Origin of the sequence: Herbiconiux sp. SALV-R1 (assembly GCF_013113715.1) — a bacterium.
Taxonomy (GTDB): Bacteria; Actinomycetota; Actinomycetes; order Actinomycetales; family Microbacteriaceae; genus Herbiconiux.
Genome location: NZ_CP053344.1, coordinates 786,214 through 804,539, shown reverse-complemented (window position 1 = coordinate 804,539; position 18,326 = coordinate 786,214). Strand labels below are relative to the sequence as shown.

Genomic DNA, 18,326 nt, shown 5'->3' with positions numbered 1-18,326 from the left:
CCGGGGCGGCGCCTAGCTCGGGGCGTCGACGGCCTGCCTGCTGTTCTTGCGCACGACCTTGAGGCTGTCCATGCTCTCGAGCGAACGGCCCTTGGTCTCCGGCACCGCGAAGAACACGAAGAAGAACGACACCAGCGCGAAGAAGGTGTACAGACCGTAGGTGAAGGCGAGCGAGAAGCCCGACAGCGCCGGGAAGGTCTCGGTGATGGCGAAGTTCGTGAGCCACTGCGCTGCCGCGGCGACACCGAGCGCCTTGCCACGGATGCGGTTGGGGAAGATCTCGCCGAGCAGCACCCAGACGATGGGGCCCCAGGTGGCGCCGAAGAAGATGACGAAGAGGTTCGCACCCACCAGGGCGAGCGGGCCCCAGGCGCCGGGCAGCTGCGGGGTGCCGCCGTCGGTCACCACGGCCTGCGAGAACGACAGCGCCATGAGGCCGAGCGAGACGACCATGCCCGCGGAACCGGTGAGCAGCAGCGGTCGACGGCCGATCTTGTCGACGAAGAAGATCGCGACGAAGGTCACCGCCACGTTGATGACACTCGTGATGACCGAGATGATGAAGCTCGTGCTCTGGTTGGTGGTGTCGAAGCCGACCGAGGCCCAGAGGCTCTGCGAGTAGTAGAAGATGACGTTGATGCCCACCAGCTGTTGGAACATCGACAGCAGGATGCCGACCCAGACCACCGGGAGGAGGCCGAGCATCTTGCCGCGAAGGCTCGCGGTGCGGTCGTTCTCGCGGTCTTCCTTGAGTCCGCGCTCGATCTCCTCGAGGGCCGAGTCGACCTCGCTCTGCGGCATCACGCTGGCGAGCACGTCGCGGGCGTCGTCGCGCCGCTCCTTGCCTGCGAGGAAGCGGGGCGATTCGGGGAGGCGCCAGGCGAGCAGGCCGTAGACGATGGCGGGAACGGCGCAGGCGATGAACATCCAGCGCCACGCATCCGCGCCGAACCAGAGCGGCTCGTTGGCGCCGCCGGCGGCGCCCTGCAGCAGGGTGTCGGAGAGCAGCGCCGCGAAGATGCCGAGGGTGATGGCGAGCTGCTGCAGGCTGGCGAGCGCGCCGCGCACGGCCTTCGGGGCGATCTCGGCGATGTAGGCGGGGGCGATGACGCTCGCGATGCCGATGCCGAGGCCGCCGATGACGCGCCAGGCGATGAGGTCCCAGACGGCGAAGGCGAGACCGGAGCCGATCGACGAGACGAGGAACAGGGCGGCGCCGATGAGCATCACCGGGATGCGGCCGATGCGGTCGGCGATACGGCCGGCCACGTAGGCGCCGACGGCGCAACCGAGAAGAGCGGATGCGACGGTGAAGCCGCTGAGCAGCGGCAGGCTGCCGAGGTCGAAGTCCTCCTCGATCGCCTTGACGGCGCCGTTGATGACGGAGGAGTCGAAACCGAAGAGGAAGCCGCCGAGGGCGGCGGCGATGGAGAGGGCGATGACCTTGCGTCGGAGCTTCTTCGAGGCGGCGGGGTCGTCGGGGGTGCGGTTGTCGGCGGTGCGCGGGGCTGAGCCCGCTCCCGTCGTTCCGGTGGTGTTCCTGTCCCGGGCAGGGTCATTCGACGTCATGGCGGACTCCTTCGTACCAGGTCGAGGAGCGCATCCGATGCGACTGCCACTCCCCCACAACTCCGATATTGGCACGGTTCCTCCACATCTGTGTCGTTGAGGGGTGTGCGGCGGATCTTTCGTGGTGAGAGTCGTCGCATGCGGAACGGTGTGATGCGACGTCTCGGTGGCTGGCGGGCCCTCTGTGGATGGTCGGCTCTCGTCGTCTCGGTCGTGCTGGTGACGCCGGGGGCTTCGATCTGGGCGTGGCCGGTCGAACCCGCCACCGTGGTCGCCGAGTTCCGCGCGCCGGCGACGCGGTACTCCGCCGGTCACCGTGGTCTCGACCTCCGCGCCTCGCCGGGTGGCCTCGTCGTGGCCCCCGAGGCGGGTGTGGTCGCGTACGCCGGTGTCGTGGGTGACCGGCCGGTGATCGCGATCGAGCATCCGGACGGTTACCGGTCGAGCCTCGAACCGGTCACCGCGACGGTGGCGGTGGGCGATGCGGTCGCGCGCGGAGACCCGATCGGTGTGGTGGCGTCGGGCGGGCACTGCGCCGCGGCGTGCCTGCACCTCGGGGTGCGGGTCGATGGCGAGTACGTGAACCCGCGGTTGCTGTACGGAGGGGTGCCGCGCGCGGTGTTGTTGCCGCCGTGATGGTTGTGTGGCGGGGCGTGGCCTGCGCGTGGCGGGGCCGCGGCCTTTGGCGTGTCTCAGGCTCGGGGGTGGGCCTGCAGGTAGGTGCTGCGCAGGCGTTCGACCGTCACGTGGGTGTAGATCTGGGTCGTGCCGAGGCTGGCGTGGCCGAGGATCTCCTGCACTGCCCGCAGGTCGGCCCCGCCATCGAGCAGGTGGGTGGCCGCGGTGTGGCGGAAGGCGTGCGGACCGGCCGGGCCGCTGCCGGGCACATCGTGCAGCAGTCGGGCGACCAGCTCGTAGACCGCGCGGGTGCCGAGCCGCCCGCCCCTGGCGCCGAGGAAGAGCGCGGCGGAAGGTGTGGGGCGCTGGGCGGCGAGGCCCGGCCGGCCGCGCGCGAGATAGTCGGTGACGGCGAGATGGGCGGGGCCACCGAAGGGCACGACCCGCTCCTTCTGCCCCTTGCCGAGCACGCGCACGGTTCGACGATCGAGGTCGACGTCGGCGAGGTCGATACCGACGGTCTCCGACACCCGGAGGGCAGAGGCGTAGAGCAGCTCGACGATCGCGAGGTCGCGTAGGGGCACGGCGTCACCTTCGGCAGCCCGCAGGCGCAGACTCTCGATCACGACATCGACCGAGTCGTTCGACAGCACCCGCGGAAGCGCACGATCGGGCTTCGGTGCCCGCAGCCGCGCCGCCTCGTCCACCTCCACGAGCCCCGACCGGCGCAGCCACGCCGAGAACCCCTTCGCGCTCGCAGCCCTCCGCGCCAGCGTCGACTTCGCCAGCGACTTCTGCGACGCCGCCCACAACCAGTCCCGATACAGCTCGAGATCGAGCCCCCCGACCCGCGTCACCCCACGCCCCTCGGCGAACGCGCCGAGATCCACGAGATCCGACACATACGACCGCACCGTGTGCTCCGAGTACCCCCGCTCGATCCGCAGATGCCGCTCATACTCCCCCCGCGCCTCACCGATCTCCACCCCACCAGCATGCCCCCTCCCCCACCCGCGCCCGGCTCCGCCGCGCCCGCGCGCCGCCGCGCCCGCAGTGCCACACCCATCCATTCGGGTGCGCCGCTCCCCAGCGCTGCGCCCACACCCACTCCCCCACCCGTTCCGCCTCCAGCGCCTGCGGCGCCCGTACGGTGGCGCGCCCGCTGCGCCATGCTCGTCCGCCCGGCCGCGGCGCCCACGCCACGCCCACAACACCGCACCCATCCACCCGACTGCGCCACTCACGCCGCACCCATCCACCCGGGCGGGCCGCCCTCGCCGCGCCCGCAGTGCGGCACTCGTCCGCACAGGTGCGCCGCGCCCCAGTGCGGCAGTTGCCGCCGACGCCTACCGGCGTAGCGGAATGACTGCAGTACGCCCGCTGGTGCGGGAGCCCGCGCGACCACCCGCTCGACGCCGCGTCCGCTGCGCAGCGCACGGCGCGTTGGACGCGCGCGTAGCTGAGAGCGTCGGCTGTAGTCGGTGCCTGGCCGCACAGCGTGATGATGGCAGAAGCATGCCGCGCGCGAGGCGGGTCGAGGACAATCGCTCGCGAGCAGGCGCACCCTCACGCGGACGCGACCCGACGGGCGCAAGCGTGCTCTGCCCGCGCACATCGAGCCCAGTGGGAGGGGCCGACCACGCCAGGGTCGGCGCGGGGCGGGGCGGGATGCACGGTAGTGGGAACCCGCGCCACGGCCCACGGGACGCAGCACCCGCTGGGAGCCTGGCGCGGGCAGAGCACGGGGGCGCGGGAGAGGGCGCGACCGCCCACCTGACGCCAGCGGAGGAGGGCGGCTCGGGTCAGTCGGCGCGGGGTTCGGAGATCGGGGGGACTTGGCGGGAGAAGCGGTCGAGTTGCTCGGGTTCGGGGAGGGTGTAGAGGGTCTGCACGAAGTCGCGGTCGAAGCCGTTGACGATGGGGAAGTCGCCGATGGGGACGATCGAGTGCACCATGCGGTCGTCGTAGACGTGCACGATGCTGAACGACTGACCGCCGTCGCGCCCGACGAGGGCGCCGCCGCCCGCAGCGGCGACGTCCATGGTGTAGCAGGTGGCCGCCGCCACCGAGACCGGCACCCCGGCGAAGGTGCTCGTGGTGGAGTAGTGGAGGTGCCCACCGAGGATGGCCCGCACGTCGCTGCCCTCGATCACGGCGGCGAGTTCGTGCTGCCGCTGCAGCTCGAGCACGGGCATGAGCGGGATGCTGGTGGGCACGGGCGGGTGGTGAAGGGCCACGATCGTTCCCTCGGGCGCGGGCTGAGCCAGCTCCTCCCGCAGGCGCCGGAGCTGGTTCTCGGAGAGCTCACCATGATGGAACCCCGGCACGCTCGAGTCGAGCGCGATGAGCCGCAGTCCGCCCAGCATGATCGTGGAGTCGACGGGCTCGGTCGAGGCCTCTTCGTCAAGGAGTTCGGTGCGCAGCCGTGCCCGGTCGTCGTGGTTGCCCATCACCCACACCACACGGGCTCCGAGCCGCTCGGCGGCCGGGTCGACGATCGACCGCACCCGACGGTACGCGTCGCCCTCGCCGAGATCGGCGATGTCTCCGGTGAACACGATCGCCTCGGGCCGGATGCCACCCGCCTCCAGCTGCCGGAACGCCTGAGCCAGCGTCGCATCCGTGTCGACCTTCCCGTAGAGAGGCCTCTCGCCGGCGAGGAAGTGGGTGTCGCTGATGTGGACGATCGTGTGCAGGGGCTCCCCGTACTGGCTCATACCTCTCAGTGTCTCAAACCCCGGTGAACACCACCCCCGCCGTTCTGAACCGGCGCGACTTCACGCCCGCAGCCAGCCCGAGGTGGTCTCTCGGGCGGAGCCCTCGAGGAGCAGCACGCCGAGAGCCGCGGTGATCGAGCGCGGTGCGAGACCGGTGAGGCGGGCGAGTTCGGTGACGCCGCGGGCGGTTCGCCGGCTGAGGGCGTCGAGGAGGCGGGTGCCATCGGGCCCATGGGCGCCGGCGCCGGAGGCGGTCTGCAGCGCGTCTCTGCGGGCGGCCCCGTCACGGGAGGCCGACTTGCCCGGGGCGAGCCCTGCCAGCTCCGCCACCTCCTCGGCCGAGGTGACGCAGGTGGCGTCGTACTCGCGCAGCAGCCTGTGACAGCCCGCCGACGTCGCACTGGTGGCAGGCCCCGGCACCGCTCCGATGGGCCTGCCCAGGGCCGCCGCATGCCCGGCCGTGTTGAGAGAGCCCGACCGGAAGCCCGCCTCGACGACGACCGTCGCGAGGGTCGAGGCAGCGATGAGCCGGTTGCGCTGCAGGAAGCGCCATTTGGTGGGCGACGACCCGCACGGCAGCTCCGATACCAGGGCACCCGTCTCGACCACGCGCAGGAGCAGGTCGTGGTGGGCCGCAGGGTAGAGCCGGTCGACGCCACCGGCGAGGAACGCGACGGTCGGCCCGCCCGCCGCGAGCACCGCACGGTGCGCCATGCCGTCGATGCCGTAGGCCGCACCCGAGGCGACGACGATGCCGCGGTCGACGAGACCGCTCGTGATCTCGGCAGCCATGTGCTCGCCGTACGACGTCGCGTCGCGCGACCCGACCACCGCGATGGACCCGCCCGCGGTGACGAGGTGCTCGGGGTGCCCACGCACCCACAACGCCAGGGGCGCGTGCACCCCTAGATCGAGGAGCCCCGACGGCCACCACGGATCATCCGGCAGCACCAGCCGCGCCCCGAATCGGGCCGACGACTGGAAGGCCGACACCACGGTCGACGACGAGAGCCGCGGCGCCCAGCGCTCGATCCCCGACGCGAGGTCGCCGACCGCCAGCTCGTCGCCCATGCCGGCGGGGAGCTCAGCGTGCCACCGCTCGGCCGGCTGGCGGTCGATGAGCAGAGCCAGCGCCCGGGCAGCTCCGACCGCCTGCGTCACCGCCCCCGCGACCGCGTCGCCGGGCTCGGTCAGCGTTCCCCACGCGGCCGTCCCGAAGCAGAGTCCGGCTTCGTCCTCGTCGACGGCCCCGCCTCGCACACCCTCGACCAGCCTCCGCACGAGCGTCGCGTCGAGCTGGTGCAGCCGCGGTGCGGCATCGGCGCTCATACGGCCACCGACTTGCGGAGGAACAGCGCCCATCCGATGTGGTCGCCGTTGGGCGACCCGCCGGATGCTCCCCCGACGGCGTCGTCGAGGTCGGCGAGGGTCCACGCGACGCGCAGCACCCGGTCGTAGCCGCGCATGGTGAGCGTTCCGCGTTCGAGCGCCCGGTCGATCGGTGCCGTGACGGTGGACGGGAGTCGTTGCGCGCCCGATCGATACCAGGCTCCCGGCACCTCGGCGTTCGTCTTCCACCCCGTGCCGCGGAGGCGCTCCGCGCTCACGGCCCGCGCCCGCAGCACGCGCTCTCGCGCCACCGCCGTCGTGGTGTGCGGCAACCCGCCCGGCCCGTCGTCGGCGGCGAGTCGCATGGCCGCCGACGTCACTCGGTTCACCCGCAGCTGCAGGTCGACGCGGTCGAGCAGCGGACCCGACAGTCGCGCGAGGTAGCGCCGCCGGGCGATCGGGGTGCAGGTGCACGCGATGTCGGAAGCACCGAACTGCCCGCAGGGGCAGGGGTTCGCCGCCAGCACGAGCTGGAACCGCGCCGGGAACTCGGCGACCGCCTGAGCGCGATGGATGCTGATCGTCCCCGATTCGAGCGGCTGCCGGAGCGCATCGAGTACGGACGCCGGGAACTCCGGCGCCTCGTCGAGGAACAGCACGCCGTTCGCGGCGCGCGCCGCGGCACCCGGGCGGATGATCTTCGACCCACCACCCACGAGCGCCGCCGCCGACGTGGTGTGGTGCGGGCTCTCGAACGGCGGCCGCGTGAGCAGTCCGCGCACCGGCCGCCCCGCGAGCGACGAGACCGACGTGGCCACGAGCGACTGCTCCGCATCGAGATCGGGCAGCAGCGCGGGCAGCCGCTGCGCCAGCATCGTCTTGCCCGCCCCGGGCGGGCCGAGCATGAGCAGGTGGTGCCCGCCGGCCGCCGCCACGACGAGCGCCTCGACCGCATCGGTGTTGCCCACGACGTCGCCCAGATCGCCCGCGCGCGACTCCTCGGCGGCTCGCGACGCCAGCACCAGCGGCTCGACCGGGAGAGACTCGAGCTCGGCGCCGTGCGCGATGAGTGCCTCGCGCAACGAGGTGACGGCGGTGACCCGCACGTCGGGCACCAGTGCCGCCTCGGCCTCGTTGCCCCGCGGCACCACGAAGCGTGAGTAGCCGGCCGCGCGGGCGGCCACCATGGCGGGCAGCAGCCCGCTCATGGGCCGCACCCTCCCGTCGAGGCTGAGCTCACCCAAGTGCACCACGCCCTCGATCGCCGAGGCGTCGACCGCTCCCTCGGCCGCGAGCACCGCCACGGCGATGGCGAGGTCGTAGGCGGAGCCGTGCTTCGGCAGCGACGCCGGCGACAGGTTCACCACGATCTTCTTCGTCGGCAGCGGGCACCCGTCGTTGGCGGCCGCCGCCCGCACCCGGTCTTTCGAGTCGGAGAGGGCAGCGTCGGGCAGACCGATGATCTGGAAGCCGGGTATCGCGTCCGCGATGTGAGCCTCGACCTCCACCACCGCGCCCGTGATACCGAGCAGCGCCACCGACACCGTGCGCGCCACCATCAGCCGACCGCCTTCAGGTGCCGCACCGCGGGTTCGCCGAGCTCGGGCCAGACGATGCCCACCACGTCGACCCGACTGGCTGCGGGCCGGTGCACCTCGCGCTCCGTCACCCACTGCCGCAGCAGCAGATGCAGTCGCCGCAGCTTCGCCTCGGTGATGGCCTCGAGCGGATGCCCGAAGGCCGGCGACGACCTCGTCTTCACCTCGACCACGACCAGACAGTCGCAGTCGTAGGCGACGATGTCGATCTCACCGACGTGGCAGCGCCAGTTGCGCTCCACCACCCGGTAGCCGTTCCGCTCGAGGTGTGCCGCCGCCAGGGTCTCGCCCCGTCGGCCCAGTTCGTCTTTCGCCTTCATCGTTGCCTCCGCGTCCAGCCTGGAGAGGCGGGGCGGAGCGCGAGGCGCGGGCGGCGAATCTGTGGAGGAACGCCAGAACTAGCCGGCTGTGGAGAACACGGGAGGACCGCGGGAACCCACTACTCGTCGAGCGCGAGCTCCTTGGGCAGCTCGAAGTCTTTGCTCGAGAGCTCCTCGACGTTCACGTCTTTGAAGGTGAGCACGCGCACCGACTTCACGAAGCGGTCGGAGCGGTACACGTCCCACACCCAGACGTCGTTCATGGTGAGCTCGAAGTAGAAGTCGTGCTCGGTGTCACGACGGCTGAGCTCGACCTCGTTCGCGAGATAGAAACGGCGCTCGGTCTCGATCACGTACTTGAACTGGGAGACAACGTCGCGGTACTCGCGGTACAGGGCAAGCTCGACCTCGCGGTCGTAGTCCTCGAATTCGTCTTCGTCCATCGTGACTCCAGTCTAAGCCGCAGACTCCGCGGTCTCCGCCGCCGGGTCGACGACGTCCGCACCCGAAGCGCCCGCAAGCCCTTCCAGGTCGAACAGCTCGACAGCACTCGCGTCCGCCTCGGCGGCGGCGAGCATCTTCGACAACCAGGTGTGCCGGTGCAGCTCCGTGGCCCCCAGCGAGAGAATCGCATCGCGGTGTTCCTCGCTCGCATACCCCTTGTTGCGCACCCAGCCGTACCCGTCGTGCACCTCGTGGTGCTCGATCATCAGCCTGTCGCGGGCCACCTTGGAGATGACGGATGCGGCTGCCACCGACGCACAGTCACGGTCGGCCTTGATCTTCGTGCGCACAGTGACCGGGTGCGGCACCGCCGCCGACAGCCAGTCCCACTGGCCGTCGAGCACGATCGTCGTGGCACTGACGTCGATGCCGGCCGCGGCGATCTCGGCGAGTCCCCTGGCCCCGGCGAGTCCGAGGCAGACGCTGATGCCCAGTCGATCGATCTCCTCGGCCGAGGCGTAGCCCACCGCGTGCGCCACGCTCCAGCGCCGCGCGACCGGCGACAGCTCCTCGCGTCGCGCCTCCGACAGCATCTTCGAGTCGCGGAGCCCCTTGGGAACGCGGGTGCCGTTCGTCACGCGCACCACCGCGAGCCCGACCGCGACCGGTCCGGCGAGCGCCCCGCGCCCCACCTCGTCGCAGCCGATCACGAAGCCCGTGCGCTCGGGGAGCAGCGAGCGCTCGAAGCGCAGGGTCGGGTCGGCGACCGGCGACATCAGTGGGCTCCGGGAAGCGCGGGCGCTGCGATTACGCCCGCCGCAGCATCCGGAACCGACGCCGCCGCGGCAGGAGCCGACTCGGGCGTGGCGGGCGAGTCGTCGGAGCCACCGGCCGGAACACCCGCGGGCGCGACCGTCGGGATGCCGTCGAACACGGCGCCGTAGTTGTCGAGCCAGGTCCAGTGGTCCATCGGCCAGGTGACGAGGATGGCGCGGCCCACGACATTGCCGATCGGCACGAAGCCCTTGCCCGGCTGGTCTTGGTTGAAGCGCGAGTCGGCGGAGTTGTAGCGGTTGTCGCCCATCACCCAGAGGGAATCGGCGGGCACGGTGACCTCGAACGGCTCCTGCGACACCGCGGAGACCCCATCGGGGAGCTTGAGGTAGGCCGACTCGTCGAGCGGCACGTCGTTCACCGTCATCTGCCCGAGCGCGTTGCAGCAGGCGACGGTGTCGCCCGGCAGGCCGATGACGCGCTTGATGAGGTGGTCGTTCGCGTCGTCGGCGGCGAGGCCGACGCCCTCGAGCACCCAGTCGACAGCGGCGGCGATGGGGTTCTTCTCGGGCTCGGCGGTGGGGTTGAGCCACCCGCCCGGGTCTTTGAACACCACGACGTCGCCGCGACTGATCGGGATGAGCGCAGGCTCGAGCTGGTTGACCAGGATGCGGTCGTTGACCTGCAGCGTGTTCTCCATCGACCCGGAGGGGATGTAGAACGAGCGCACCAGGAACGTCTTGATGAGCACCGAGGCGAGCAGCGCGATCACGAAGATGACGAGCAGGTCGCGGGCGAACAGCCACGCGCTCTTGGAACGCTTCGACCGTCTGGGCCTCCGCTCGGGGGCGGTGTCGTCGCTCGTGTCGTACGAGGGCACTGATGTATCTGTCATTTAACCGCCTGAGCTCCCGACCAACTGTAACGGTCGGGAGCTCAGGATAGCTGGGTGGAGCGACTACGCGTCGCGCTTCTCCTTGATCTTGGCCTTCTTGCCACGGAGGTTGCGCAGGTAGTAGAGCTTCGCACGACGCACGTCACCACGGGTGACGAGCTCGATGTGGTCGATGACCGGCGAGTGCACCGGGAAGGTGCGCTCGACGCCGACCTGGAAGCTGACCTTGCGCACGGTGAAGGTCTCGCGCACGCCTTCGCCCGAGCGGCCGATGACGACGCCCTGGAAGACCTGGATACGCGAGCGCGTGCCTTCGATGATGTTCACGTGCACCTTGACGGTGTCGCCGGCACGGAAGTTCGGGATGTCGCTCTTGAGCGATGCTGCATCGACGGAGTCGAGGATGTGCATGGTGTTGTTCGCAATCTGTACCCGCCACAGGTCGACTACGGCTTATTGTCGGTCGAGGTCGTGCCCGAGAAATGCTGGCTCCCCTGTGGCAGAGCCTGGCCGCGGCACAATCGTCAATTGTGCCATACGCATCGCGGGCGGCGCAAAAGCCGGGACGAGCATCCGTCGCCCTGGTCTCAGACGAGCGGATGCGCGGGGCTCAGATGCGCGGAGAGGCCGGCCCGTCGCTGGTCTCGATGACGATGTAGTCGCCGTCGTGCCGCGGGCGGCGGGGAGTGTTCGTGATGCGCGCCGCCTGCGCTTCGTAGTTCGAGAGCGCCTCGCGCACGCGTCGCCGGGTCTCCATGACGAGCTGGATGATGCCCGACCAGAACAGGGCGATCACCGCCACGATGGCGAGGGTGCCGAGGAGGCCCGTCGCCTCGGTGAAGAAACCGACGGCGATGACGAGGCCGTGCAGCACGGTGAGCAGACCGACGTCGAGCCACGAGACGGCGCGCTCGGCCCGCACGTCTTTGCGCGCGAAGATGAGTGCCGCGGTGGCCAGCATGGCGACGGTGAGCATCATGACGCCGACGATGAGGCCGATGATCTGCCAGCCGGTGGCGGCGAAGACGCCCCAGCCGACCAGGATCCACGCGGGGAGGATCACCGCAGCGGGGAACTGCCAATAGAAGAAGGCCCGACGGATGATCACGGGGTCAAGCGTATGCAGCCTCTCCGGATGTTCGCTGAGTCCCGGATGGGTAGGGTCTTCATGGACGCGAAGGAAGGTACCCCCATGATCGAGCTCAAGACCCCTGCGGAGATCGAGGAGATGCGCCCCGCCGGCGCGTTCGTCGCCGAGGTGCTCACGGAGCTCGCCCGCCAAGCGGCGGTGGGGGTGAACCTGCTGAAGCTCGACCGCATCGCCCACGACATGATCAAGGCCCGCGGCGCCGAGTCGTGCTACATCGACTACCACCCCTCGTTCGGCGCCTCCCCCTTCGGCAAGGTGCTGTGCACGAGCGTGAACGACGCCGTGCTGCACGGGCTGCCGTTCGACTACGCGCTCCGCGACGGAGACGTGGTGAGCCTCGACTTCGCCGCGTCGGTGAACGGCTGGGTCGCCGACTCGGCGCTCACGGTGATCGTGGGCACGCCGCGCTCGGCGGAGGACACGCGGCTCATCGAGGTGACGACCGCGGCGCTCGAGGCGGGCATCGCGGCCGCACAGCCGGGCGGGCGCCTCGGCGACATCTCGGCGGCGATCGGGGCCGTCGCGACCGAGGCGGGCTACGGGGTGAACACCGACTTCGGCGGGCACGGGGTGGGGCGCACGATGCACGGCGACCCGCACGTTCCGAACCAGGGACGCGCAGGGCGCGGGCTGCCGTTGCGGGCGGGGCTCGTGATCGCGATCGAGCCGTGGTTCCTCGAGACCACCGACAAGATCTACACCGACAAGGACGGGTGGACGCTGCGGTCGGCCGACGGGTCGGTGGGGGCGCACATGGAGCACACGGTGGCCATCACGGAGGACGGGCCGCTCATCCTCACGGCCAGGTAGGGGGGCTCGGGCACCTCGAGCGCCTTGCCCCGCTATTCCGGCGGCAGCAGGTCGGGCCGCACCCGGCGCGTGCGCTCGAGTTGCTGCTCGCGGCGCCACTCGGCGATCGCCTTGTGGTTGCCGCTCAGCAGCACCGGCGGCACCTCGAGCCCGCGCCACCTGGCCGGCTTGGTGTAGCTCGGGTACTCCAGCAGCCCGTCTTCGTGCGACTCCTCGACCAGGCTGTCGGGGTTGCCGACCACGCCTGGGATGAGCCGCCCGATCGCCTCGATCATCGCCATCGCGGCGACCTCGCCGCCGTTCAGCACGTAGTCGCCGATGCTCACCAGGCGCACCTCGGCGCGCTCGGCCGTGTTCTCGAAGACGCGCTGATCGATGCCCTCGTAGCGGCCGCATCCGAACACCAGGTGATCACGGGTGGCGAGCTCGCGCGCCATCTTCTGGGTGAACACGGTGCCGGCGGGCGAGGGGAAGATGACGACGGGGGCCTCGGCGCTCGGCGCATCGCCCAGCACCGAGTCGAGCGCCTCGCCCCAGGGCTCGGGCTTCATCACCATGCCCGCGCCGCCCCCGTAGGGCGTGTCGTCGACGGTGCGGTGACGGTCGTGCGTGAAGTCGCGCAGCGAGTGCGCCGTCACCTCGAGCAGGCCCGACTGGCGCGCCTTCCCGAGCAGCGAGATGTCGAGCACGTCGAAGAACTCGGGGAAGATCGTGACGACGTCGATGCGCATCCCCCCAGCGTAGCTTCGCGGCTCAGCCGCGGCCGCCGCACGCGGTAGCCGCACGCGGGAGCCCAGACCTGCACCGGGCTGATGGCGGTTCGAAACTGCAAATATCACGAAGACCGAGGCGCATACGGCCTCGGTCTTCGAAATTCTTGCGTTATTGAACGCCGTCCGGCGGGGCGACCGCCGCGTCAGCGGCCGGCTCGGCCGCTGACGCGTCGGCGCCGGGCTCCTCCTCGTCGGGCAGCTCCTCGAAGAGCCCGGCGGGCGGCGTCACCGTCACGGTGCCGGCGGCGAGGTCGACGGCGGGCACGATCGCCTTGACGAACGGCACCATCACCTCCCGGGCGTCGGGAGTCTTCACCACGAGCAGGTCTTGCGCGGGCAGGTGCTCCACGAGCTTCACGGTGCCCACCTGCTCGCCGTCGCGCAGCACGCGCAGGCCGACGAGCTGGTGGTCGTACCAGGCGTCTTCCTCGTCGCTGGTGGCGTCGGCGTCGAGGTCGATCCAGAGGATCGCCTTCACCAGCGCCTCCGCCGCCGTGCGGTCGGGCACGCCCTTGAAGAAGCCCACCGGATGCCCGTTGTACCAGCGCAGCTCAGCCAGTTCGAGGGTCTTGCCGTGCCAGGGCGACGAGGTCGGCACCTGGAGGGTGAACACCGCGCCCGGAACGAAGCGTCGTTCCGGGTCGTCGGTGAACAGTTCGAGCTTGATCGCGCCTTTCAGGCCATGGGCCTTGGTGAGGCGACCGACTCGGAGCTGGGTCTTCTCGTTCTCAGTAATCGGTGTCCACCACGTCCACCCGCACCCGACGTCCGTCGGCAAGTGCGGTCACGAGGGTGCGCAGCGCCTTGGCGGTGCGCCCGGAACGACCGATCACGCGGCCGAGGTCGTCGGGGTGCACGCGCACCTCGAGAACCTCGCCGCGTGGTGAGCTCTTCGTGATGACCCGCACCTCGGCGGGGTTGTCGACGATCCCCTTGACGAGGTGCTCGAGTGCGGGTGCGAGCAAGGCTACGCCTTGTCTGCGGCGTCTTCGGCGGCCTCGACGGCTGCCTCGTTCGCCTCGGAGTCGGTCGCTGCGGCGGCCTCGGCGTCGGCGGCGGCCTCGGCCTCGACGGCGGCGGGCTTCTCGGCCTTGGGCTTCAGCACCGGCTTCTTCTTCTCGTCGGCGACGAAGGCTTCCTTCTCGCCCTTGACGCGCACGGTCGACACGGCGTCCTTGTCGCCCTTGAACTTGCCCCAGTCGCCGGTGAGCTTCAGCAGCGCGGCGACCTGCTCGGTGGGCTGGGCGCCGACCGAGAGCCAGTACTGGGCGCGGTCGGAGTCGACCTGGATGAGCGAGGGCTCCTCGGTCGGGTGGTACAGACCGATCTCCTCGATGACACGACCGTCGCGCTTGGTGCGCGAGTCGGCCACGACGATGCGGTAGTAGGGCGCACGGATCTTGCCGAGGCGCTTCAGGCGGATTTTGACAGCCACAATTCTCCTGTGTGATGTAAAGGTGGGCGAACTGAGGGCCGTGAGCGTGGGGGCACACTCGGCACAAGCTCTGAGGGATTCCGTCACGGCCTGATTAGAGGGTCGGGCGCAGACGGACTCGACTGGCTATTCTGACAGATAACGCCGCACAAGCGGTAATTCGCGAGGGGTGCAGATGGAGATCAAGTTCGCCGAGTCGGAGCGCTCGACCCTCGGGATCGAGTGGGAGGTCGCCATGGTGGAGCGGTCCTCGGGTGATCTGGTCTCGGCGGCCGACGTCGTGCTCACCGCACTCCGGGGCGAGGGCGACGCACCGCACCCGCACATCACCGAGGAGCTGCTGCTCAACACCGTCGAGCTGGTCAGCGGCGTTCACCACAAGGTGTCGGATGCGGTCGACGACCTCCAGGGGCAGCTGGCGGAGGTGCGCGCCATCGCCGACCCGCTCGACGTCGAGCTCATGTGCGCGGGCTCGCACCCGTTCGGCCAGTGGTTCGAGCAGACGGTCACCGACAAGGAGCGCTACCACAAGCTCATCGACCGCACCCAGTGGTGGGGCCGGAACATGATGATCTGGGGCATCCACGTGCACGTCGGCATCGACGACCGCGAGAAGGCGCTGCCGGTGGCGAACTCGCTGCTCGACTACTACCCGCACCTGCAGGCGCTCAGCGCCTCGAGCCCGTTCTGGGGCGGGGTGAACACGGGGTACGCGAGCAACCGGGCGCTGATGTTCCAGCAGCTGCCGACGGCGGGGCTCCCCTACCAGTTCGGCAGTTGGGCGAACTACGAGGAGTACGTCGCCGACCTCATCAAGACGGGCGTGATCAGCGATCACACCGAGGTGCGGTGGGACGTGCGGCCGAGCCCGCAGTGGGGAACCGTCGAGATGCGGGCGTGCGACGGACTGTCGAGCCCGGAGGAGATCGGGGCGGTCGCCGCGTTCATCCAGTGCCTCGTCGACGACATGTCGGAGAAGCTCGACGCCGGCGAGGTGCTGCCCACCATGCAGCCGTGGTTCGTGCGCGAGAACAAATGGCGCGCGGCCCGCTACGGCATGGAGGCGGAGATCATCTTGAACGCCGCCGGCGACGAGGAGCCGGTGTCGGATGCGATCCGCCGCGAACTCGAACGCCTCGCCCCGGTCGCCGAGCGGCTGGGCTGCGTGGCCGAACTCGATCAGGTGAACCTCATCCTCGACCACGGAGCCAGCTACCAGCGTCAGCTCCGCGTCGCCGAGGAGAACGGCGGCAGCCTCCGCGCCGTCGTCTCCTCCCTCACCAAGGAACTCCGCCACGGCCTCAAGCGGCTCCCCCAGAAGCCGGAGGAGCCGCAGCCGGAGGAGCCGCAAGAAGACTTCGTGATCTGAGGGGTTACCGCACCGAGTCGCGCCACTTCACGAGGTCGCGCACCTCGTCCATGTCGATGTCGGGGCCGGAGACGCCGAGGGTGAAGAGGGTGACGCCGAGCTCGAGCTGACGGTCGCGGTCGCGCAGCGTGGAGTTGTCGGCCGAGCGGGTGCCCACCGAGATCTCGATGTCGGAGATGTCGCGCTCGACCTTCTCGCACCACTCGCCGAGCACGCCGAGCTTGCGCTCGAGGGTCTCGGTGTCGGAGAAGGAGTGCCAGATGTCGGCGTGCTGGGCGACGATGCGGAGCGTCTTCTTCTCGCCGCCTCCGCCGATGAGCACCGGGATGTCGCGGGTGGGCGCCGGGTTCAGCTTCGCCCAGCGCGCCTCGATGCGCGGCATCGCCTCCGACAGGGCGTCGAGCCGCTGGCCGGCGGTGCCGAACTCGTAGCCGTACTCGTCGTAGTCGCGCTCGAACCAGCCCGAGCCGATGCCGAACACGAGCCGGCCCTCGCCGCCGTCCTTGGCGCTGATGTGGTCGACCGTGCGGGCCATGTCGGCGAGCAGGTCGGGGTTGCGGTAGCTGTTGCAGGTGACGAGCGGGCCGAACTGGATGCGCGAGGTCTGCTCGGCCCAGGCGGCGAGCATGGTCCAGCCCTCGAAGTGCAGGCCGTCGGGCTCGCCCGAGAGCGGGTAGAAGTGGTCCCAGTTGAAGGCGACGTCGACGTCGAGGTCTTCGAGCTCGGCGAGGGTGTCGCGGATGGTGGCGTAGGAGGAGTGCTGGGGGGCGATCTGCACGCCGACGCGCACAGGGCGGGAGGTTGTGGTCATGAGTGCCAGCATAGGCACCAAGACCCGCGGCGCGGCAGCCGCCCGCCGCGCCGCGCACCGGGTCAGCGCACGCCGCCCCCGTGCCTCAGCGCAAGAACCGCTGGAGCGCCTCGAGCTCCTCGGGGCTGGGGTTCGCCGAGCCGTTCGGCCCCTTCGAGCCGAGCCCGAAACCCGCTCCCCCGCTGGTGCCCGCGGTGACGGCGGGCTTCTCGCCCGCGGCCCGCGCCGCGTTCTCCGCCGCACGCTTGGCCGGGTTGCCCGAGCGCGATCCGCTCTTCTTCTTCGCCTGCTGCTTGCCGCGGCCGCCGCCGAAGCCGGCGCCCGGGATGGGGCCCATGCCGGGAACGTTCGGCACACCGCCCTTGGCGACCGTCTTCATCATCTTCGCCGCCTGCTCGAAGCGCTGCACGAGCGAGTTCACGTCGGTGACCGTCATGCCCGAGCCGCGCGCGATGCGCAGGCGCCGCGAGCCGTTCAGGAGCTTGGGGTTCGTGCGCTCGGCCGGGGTCATCGACTGGATGATCGCCTCGGTGCGCACGATCTCGCGTTCGTCGAAGTTCTCCAGCTGCTGCTTGAGACCTCCGGCGCCCGGCAGCATGCCCATCATCTTCTTGATGGAGCCGACGTTGCGCAGCTGCTGCATCTGCTTGAGGAAGTCGTCGAGCGTGAAGCTGTCGGTCGCGAACTTCTCGGCGACCTTCCGCGCCTCCTCTTCGTCGAACGCCGACTGCGCCTGCTCGATGAGCGAGAGGATGTCACCCAGGTCGAGGATGCGCGACGCCATGCGGTCGGGGTGGAAGGCCTCGAAGTCGTCGAGGGTCTCACCCGTCGACGCGAAGATGATGGGGCGGCCGGTGACCGACGCGACCGAGAGCGCGGCGCCACCGCGGGCGTCGCCGTCGAGCTTCGTGAGCACGACGCCGGTGAAGTCGACGCCCTCCTGGAAGGCGCGGGCCGTGGCCACGGCGTCTTGACCGATCATGGCGTCGATGACGAAGAGGACCTCGTCGGGGTTCGTCGCACGACGGATGTCTGCGGCCTGCTTCATCATGTCGGCGTCGACACCGAGACGGCCGGCGGTGTCGATGATGACCGTGTCGTACTGCTTGTCGACCGCGAACTTGATGGAGTCTTTCGCCACCTTGACCGGGTTGCCCACCCCGTTGCCGGGCTCGGGCGCGTACACCGCGACGCCGGCCTGGCCGCCCACGACCTGCAGCTGGTTCACCGCGTTCGGGCGCTGGAGGTCGGCAGCCACGAGCAGCGGGGTGTGGTTGTCTTTGGCGAGCCACTTCGCGAGCTTGCCCGCGAGCGTCGTCTTACCGGCACCCTGGAGGCCGGCGAGCATGATGATGGTCGGCGGGCGCTTGGCGAACTCGAGCCGGCGCTGCTGGCCGCCGAGAATCTGCACGAGCTCCTCGTTGACGATCTGCACGACCTGCTGCGCGGGGTTCAGCGCGCGGTTCACCTCGTCGCCCAGGGCGCGCTCGCGCACCTTGCCGGTGAACTCCTTCACGACCTCGAGCGCGACATCGGCGTCGAGCAGGGCGCGGCGGATCTCGCGGACAGTCGAGTCGACGTCGGCGGGGCTCAGCTTGCCCTTCGTGCGGAGGTTCTTGAAGGTTTCGGAGAGCCTGTCCGAGAGATTTCCAAAAGTAGCCATGGTGCATTCAGTTTAACCGGTGCGGGGCGGGCTCCTCGGCGTGCTCTGGGC

Annotated in this window: 20 protein-coding genes; 3 read left to right on the top strand and 17 right to left on the bottom strand. The window is 70.3% G+C overall.

The window, feature by feature from the left end; all coding sequences use genetic code 11:
• Positions 1–12 precede the first annotated feature (12 nt).
• Complete coding sequence (locus tag HL652_RS03930; RefSeq protein WP_171704084.1) at positions 13–1,569, bottom strand: sugar porter family MFS transporter; 1,557 nt, start codon at positions 1,567–1,569, stop codon at positions 13–15.
• 138 nt (positions 1,570–1,707) lie between these two features.
• Between HL652_RS03930 and HL652_RS03925 the strand changes: the two genes are divergently transcribed.
• Positions 1,708–2,205 (top strand): murein hydrolase activator EnvC family protein, encoded by a 498-nt coding sequence (locus HL652_RS03925; protein ID WP_253743630.1) that lies wholly within the window; start codon positions 1,708–1,710, stop codon positions 2,203–2,205.
• A 56-nt stretch (positions 2,206–2,261) separates the two neighbouring features.
• On the opposite strand, the gene HL652_RS03920 is transcribed toward HL652_RS03925, so the two are convergent.
• From HL652_RS03920 to HL652_RS03875, 10 genes are all read right to left on the bottom strand, one after another.
• Positions 2,262–3,173 carry a tyrosine recombinase XerC gene (locus HL652_RS03920; protein WP_253743628.1) on the bottom strand — a complete coding sequence of 304 codons (912 nt, stop codon included), beginning with the start codon at positions 3,171–3,173 and terminating at the stop codon, positions 2,262–2,264.
• A gap of 816 nt (positions 3,174–3,989) precedes the next feature.
• Positions 3,990–4,904, bottom strand: a complete 915-nt coding sequence (locus tag HL652_RS03915; RefSeq protein ID WP_171704082.1) for a phosphodiesterase — start codon at positions 4,902–4,904, stop codon at positions 3,990–3,992.
• A 60-nt stretch (positions 4,905–4,964) separates the two neighbouring features.
• Positions 4,965–6,233, bottom strand: a complete 1,269-nt coding sequence (dprA, locus tag HL652_RS03910) for a DNA-processing protein DprA (RefSeq protein WP_171704081.1) — start codon at positions 6,231–6,233, stop codon at positions 4,965–4,967.
• Positions 6,230–7,795, bottom strand: a complete 1,566-nt coding sequence (locus tag HL652_RS03905; protein ID WP_171707170.1) for a YifB family Mg chelatase-like AAA ATPase — start codon at positions 7,793–7,795, stop codon at positions 6,230–6,232. The genes dprA and HL652_RS03905 overlap by 4 nt, the downstream gene beginning before the upstream one ends.
• Positions 7,792–8,151, bottom strand: a complete 360-nt coding sequence (locus HL652_RS03900; RefSeq protein WP_171704080.1) for a YraN family protein — start codon at positions 8,149–8,151, stop codon at positions 7,792–7,794. The genes HL652_RS03905 and HL652_RS03900 overlap by 4 nt, the downstream gene beginning before the upstream one ends.
• Positions 8,152–8,270: 119 nt before the next feature.
• Positions 8,271–8,594 carry a DUF2469 domain-containing protein gene (locus HL652_RS03895; protein ID WP_171704079.1) on the bottom strand — a complete coding sequence of 108 codons (324 nt, stop codon included), beginning with the start codon at positions 8,592–8,594 and terminating at the stop codon, positions 8,271–8,273.
• 12 nt (positions 8,595–8,606) lie between these two features.
• Positions 8,607–9,371, bottom strand: a complete 765-nt coding sequence (locus HL652_RS03890; RefSeq protein WP_171704078.1) for a ribonuclease HII — start codon at positions 9,369–9,371, stop codon at positions 8,607–8,609.
• On the bottom strand, positions 9,371–10,264 hold the full coding sequence (gene lepB, locus HL652_RS03885; RefSeq protein WP_171704077.1) for a signal peptidase I: 894 nt from the start codon (positions 10,262–10,264) through the stop codon (positions 9,371–9,373). The genes HL652_RS03890 and lepB overlap by 1 nt, the downstream gene beginning before the upstream one ends.
• A 63-nt stretch (positions 10,265–10,327) precedes the next feature.
• Complete coding sequence (gene rplS / locus HL652_RS03880; RefSeq protein WP_171704076.1) at positions 10,328–10,675, bottom strand: 50S ribosomal protein L19; 348 nt, start codon at positions 10,673–10,675, stop codon at positions 10,328–10,330.
• A gap of 199 nt (positions 10,676–10,874) precedes the next feature.
• Positions 10,875–11,372: a hypothetical protein gene (locus tag HL652_RS03875; protein WP_171704075.1), complete on the bottom strand. Its 498-nt coding sequence runs from the start codon at positions 11,370–11,372 to the stop codon at positions 10,875–10,877.
• Positions 11,373–11,456: 84 nt separating this feature from the next.
• Between HL652_RS03875 and map the strand changes: the two genes are divergently transcribed.
• The gene (map, locus tag HL652_RS03870) at positions 11,457–12,224 is read left to right on the top strand and encodes a type I methionyl aminopeptidase (RefSeq protein ID WP_171707169.1); all 768 of its coding nucleotides are present in this window, start codon (positions 11,457–11,459) and stop codon (positions 12,222–12,224) included.
• Positions 12,225–12,256: 32 nt separating this feature from the next.
• On the opposite strand, the gene trmD is transcribed toward map, so the two are convergent.
• From trmD to rpsP, 4 genes are all read right to left on the bottom strand, one after another.
• Positions 12,257–12,955 (bottom strand): tRNA (guanosine(37)-N1)-methyltransferase TrmD, encoded by a 699-nt coding sequence (gene trmD, locus HL652_RS03865; RefSeq protein WP_171704074.1) that lies wholly within the window; start codon positions 12,953–12,955, stop codon positions 12,257–12,259.
• 151 nt (positions 12,956–13,106) lie between these two features.
• The gene (gene rimM, locus HL652_RS03860; protein ID WP_171704073.1) at positions 13,107–13,775 is read right to left on the bottom strand and encodes a ribosome maturation factor RimM; all 669 of its coding nucleotides are present in this window, start codon (positions 13,773–13,775) and stop codon (positions 13,107–13,109) included.
• Complete coding sequence (locus HL652_RS03855; protein ID WP_171704072.1) at positions 13,726–13,962, bottom strand: RNA-binding protein; 237 nt, start codon at positions 13,960–13,962, stop codon at positions 13,726–13,728. Before HL652_RS03855 ends, rimM begins: the two co-directional genes overlap by 50 nt.
• 2 nt (positions 13,963–13,964) lie before the next feature.
• The gene (gene rpsP, locus HL652_RS03850; protein WP_171704071.1) at positions 13,965–14,432 is read right to left on the bottom strand and encodes a 30S ribosomal protein S16; all 468 of its coding nucleotides are present in this window, start codon (positions 14,430–14,432) and stop codon (positions 13,965–13,967) included.
• Positions 14,433–14,607: 175 nt separating this feature from the next.
• On the opposite strand from rpsP, the gene HL652_RS03845 reads away from it, so the two are divergent.
• Positions 14,608–15,801, top strand: a complete 1,194-nt coding sequence (locus tag HL652_RS03845) for a glutamate--cysteine ligase (protein WP_171704070.1) — start codon at positions 14,608–14,610, stop codon at positions 15,799–15,801.
• 4 nt (positions 15,802–15,805) lie between these two features.
• Here HL652_RS03845 and HL652_RS03840 read toward each other — a convergent pair whose 3' ends face one another.
• Both HL652_RS03840 and ffh read right to left on the bottom strand, forming a co-directional pair.
• Positions 15,806–16,612, bottom strand: coding sequence for an LLM class F420-dependent oxidoreductase (locus tag HL652_RS03840; RefSeq protein ID WP_171704069.1), 807 nt, complete (start codon positions 16,610–16,612; stop codon positions 15,806–15,808).
• A gap of 85 nt (positions 16,613–16,697) precedes the next feature.
• Complete coding sequence (gene ffh, locus HL652_RS03835; protein WP_171704068.1) at positions 16,698–18,275, bottom strand: signal recognition particle protein; 1,578 nt, start codon at positions 18,273–18,275, stop codon at positions 16,698–16,700.
• Positions 18,276–18,326 lie beyond the last annotated feature (51 nt).

Bases quoted from the DNA above. Each gene is read 5' to 3' on its own strand.
- HL652_RS03930 (WP_171704084.1), bottom strand. From the start codon at position 1,569: ATGACGTCGAATGACCCTGCCCGGGACAGGAACACCACCGGAACGACG.
- HL652_RS03925 (WP_253743630.1), top strand. From the start codon at position 1,708: ATGCGGAACGGTGTGATGCGACGTCTCGGTGGCTGGCGGGCCCTCTGT.
- HL652_RS03915 (WP_171704082.1), bottom strand. From the start codon at position 4,904: ATGAGCCAGTACGGGGAGCCCCTGCACACGATCGTCCACATCAGCGAC.
- dprA (WP_171704081.1), bottom strand. From the start codon at position 6,233: ATGAGCGCCGATGCCGCACCGCGGCTGCACCAGCTCGACGCGACGCTC.
- HL652_RS03900 (WP_171704080.1), bottom strand. From the start codon at position 8,151: ATGAAGGCGAAAGACGAACTGGGCCGACGGGGCGAGACCCTGGCGGCG.
- HL652_RS03895 (WP_171704079.1), bottom strand. From the start codon at position 8,594: ATGGACGAAGACGAATTCGAGGACTACGACCGCGAGGTCGAGCTTGCC.
- HL652_RS03890 (WP_171704078.1), bottom strand. From the start codon at position 9,371: ATGTCGCCGGTCGCCGACCCGACCCTGCGCTTCGAGCGCTCGCTGCTC.
- lepB (WP_171704077.1), bottom strand. From the start codon at position 10,264: ATGACAGATACATCAGTGCCCTCGTACGACACGAGCGACGACACCGCC.
- rplS (WP_171704076.1), bottom strand. From the start codon at position 10,675: ATGCACATCCTCGACTCCGTCGATGCAGCATCGCTCAAGAGCGACATC.
- map (WP_171707169.1), top strand. From the start codon at position 11,457: ATGATCGAGCTCAAGACCCCTGCGGAGATCGAGGAGATGCGCCCCGCC.
- trmD (WP_171704074.1), bottom strand. From the start codon at position 12,955: ATGCGCATCGACGTCGTCACGATCTTCCCCGAGTTCTTCGACGTGCTC.
- HL652_RS03845 (WP_171704070.1), top strand. From the start codon at position 14,608: ATGGAGATCAAGTTCGCCGAGTCGGAGCGCTCGACCCTCGGGATCGAG.
- HL652_RS03840 (WP_171704069.1), bottom strand. From the start codon at position 16,612: ATGACCACAACCTCCCGCCCTGTGCGCGTCGGCGTGCAGATCGCCCCC.
- ffh (WP_171704068.1), bottom strand. From the start codon at position 18,275: ATGGCTACTTTTGGAAATCTCTCGGACAGGCTCTCCGAAACCTTCAAG.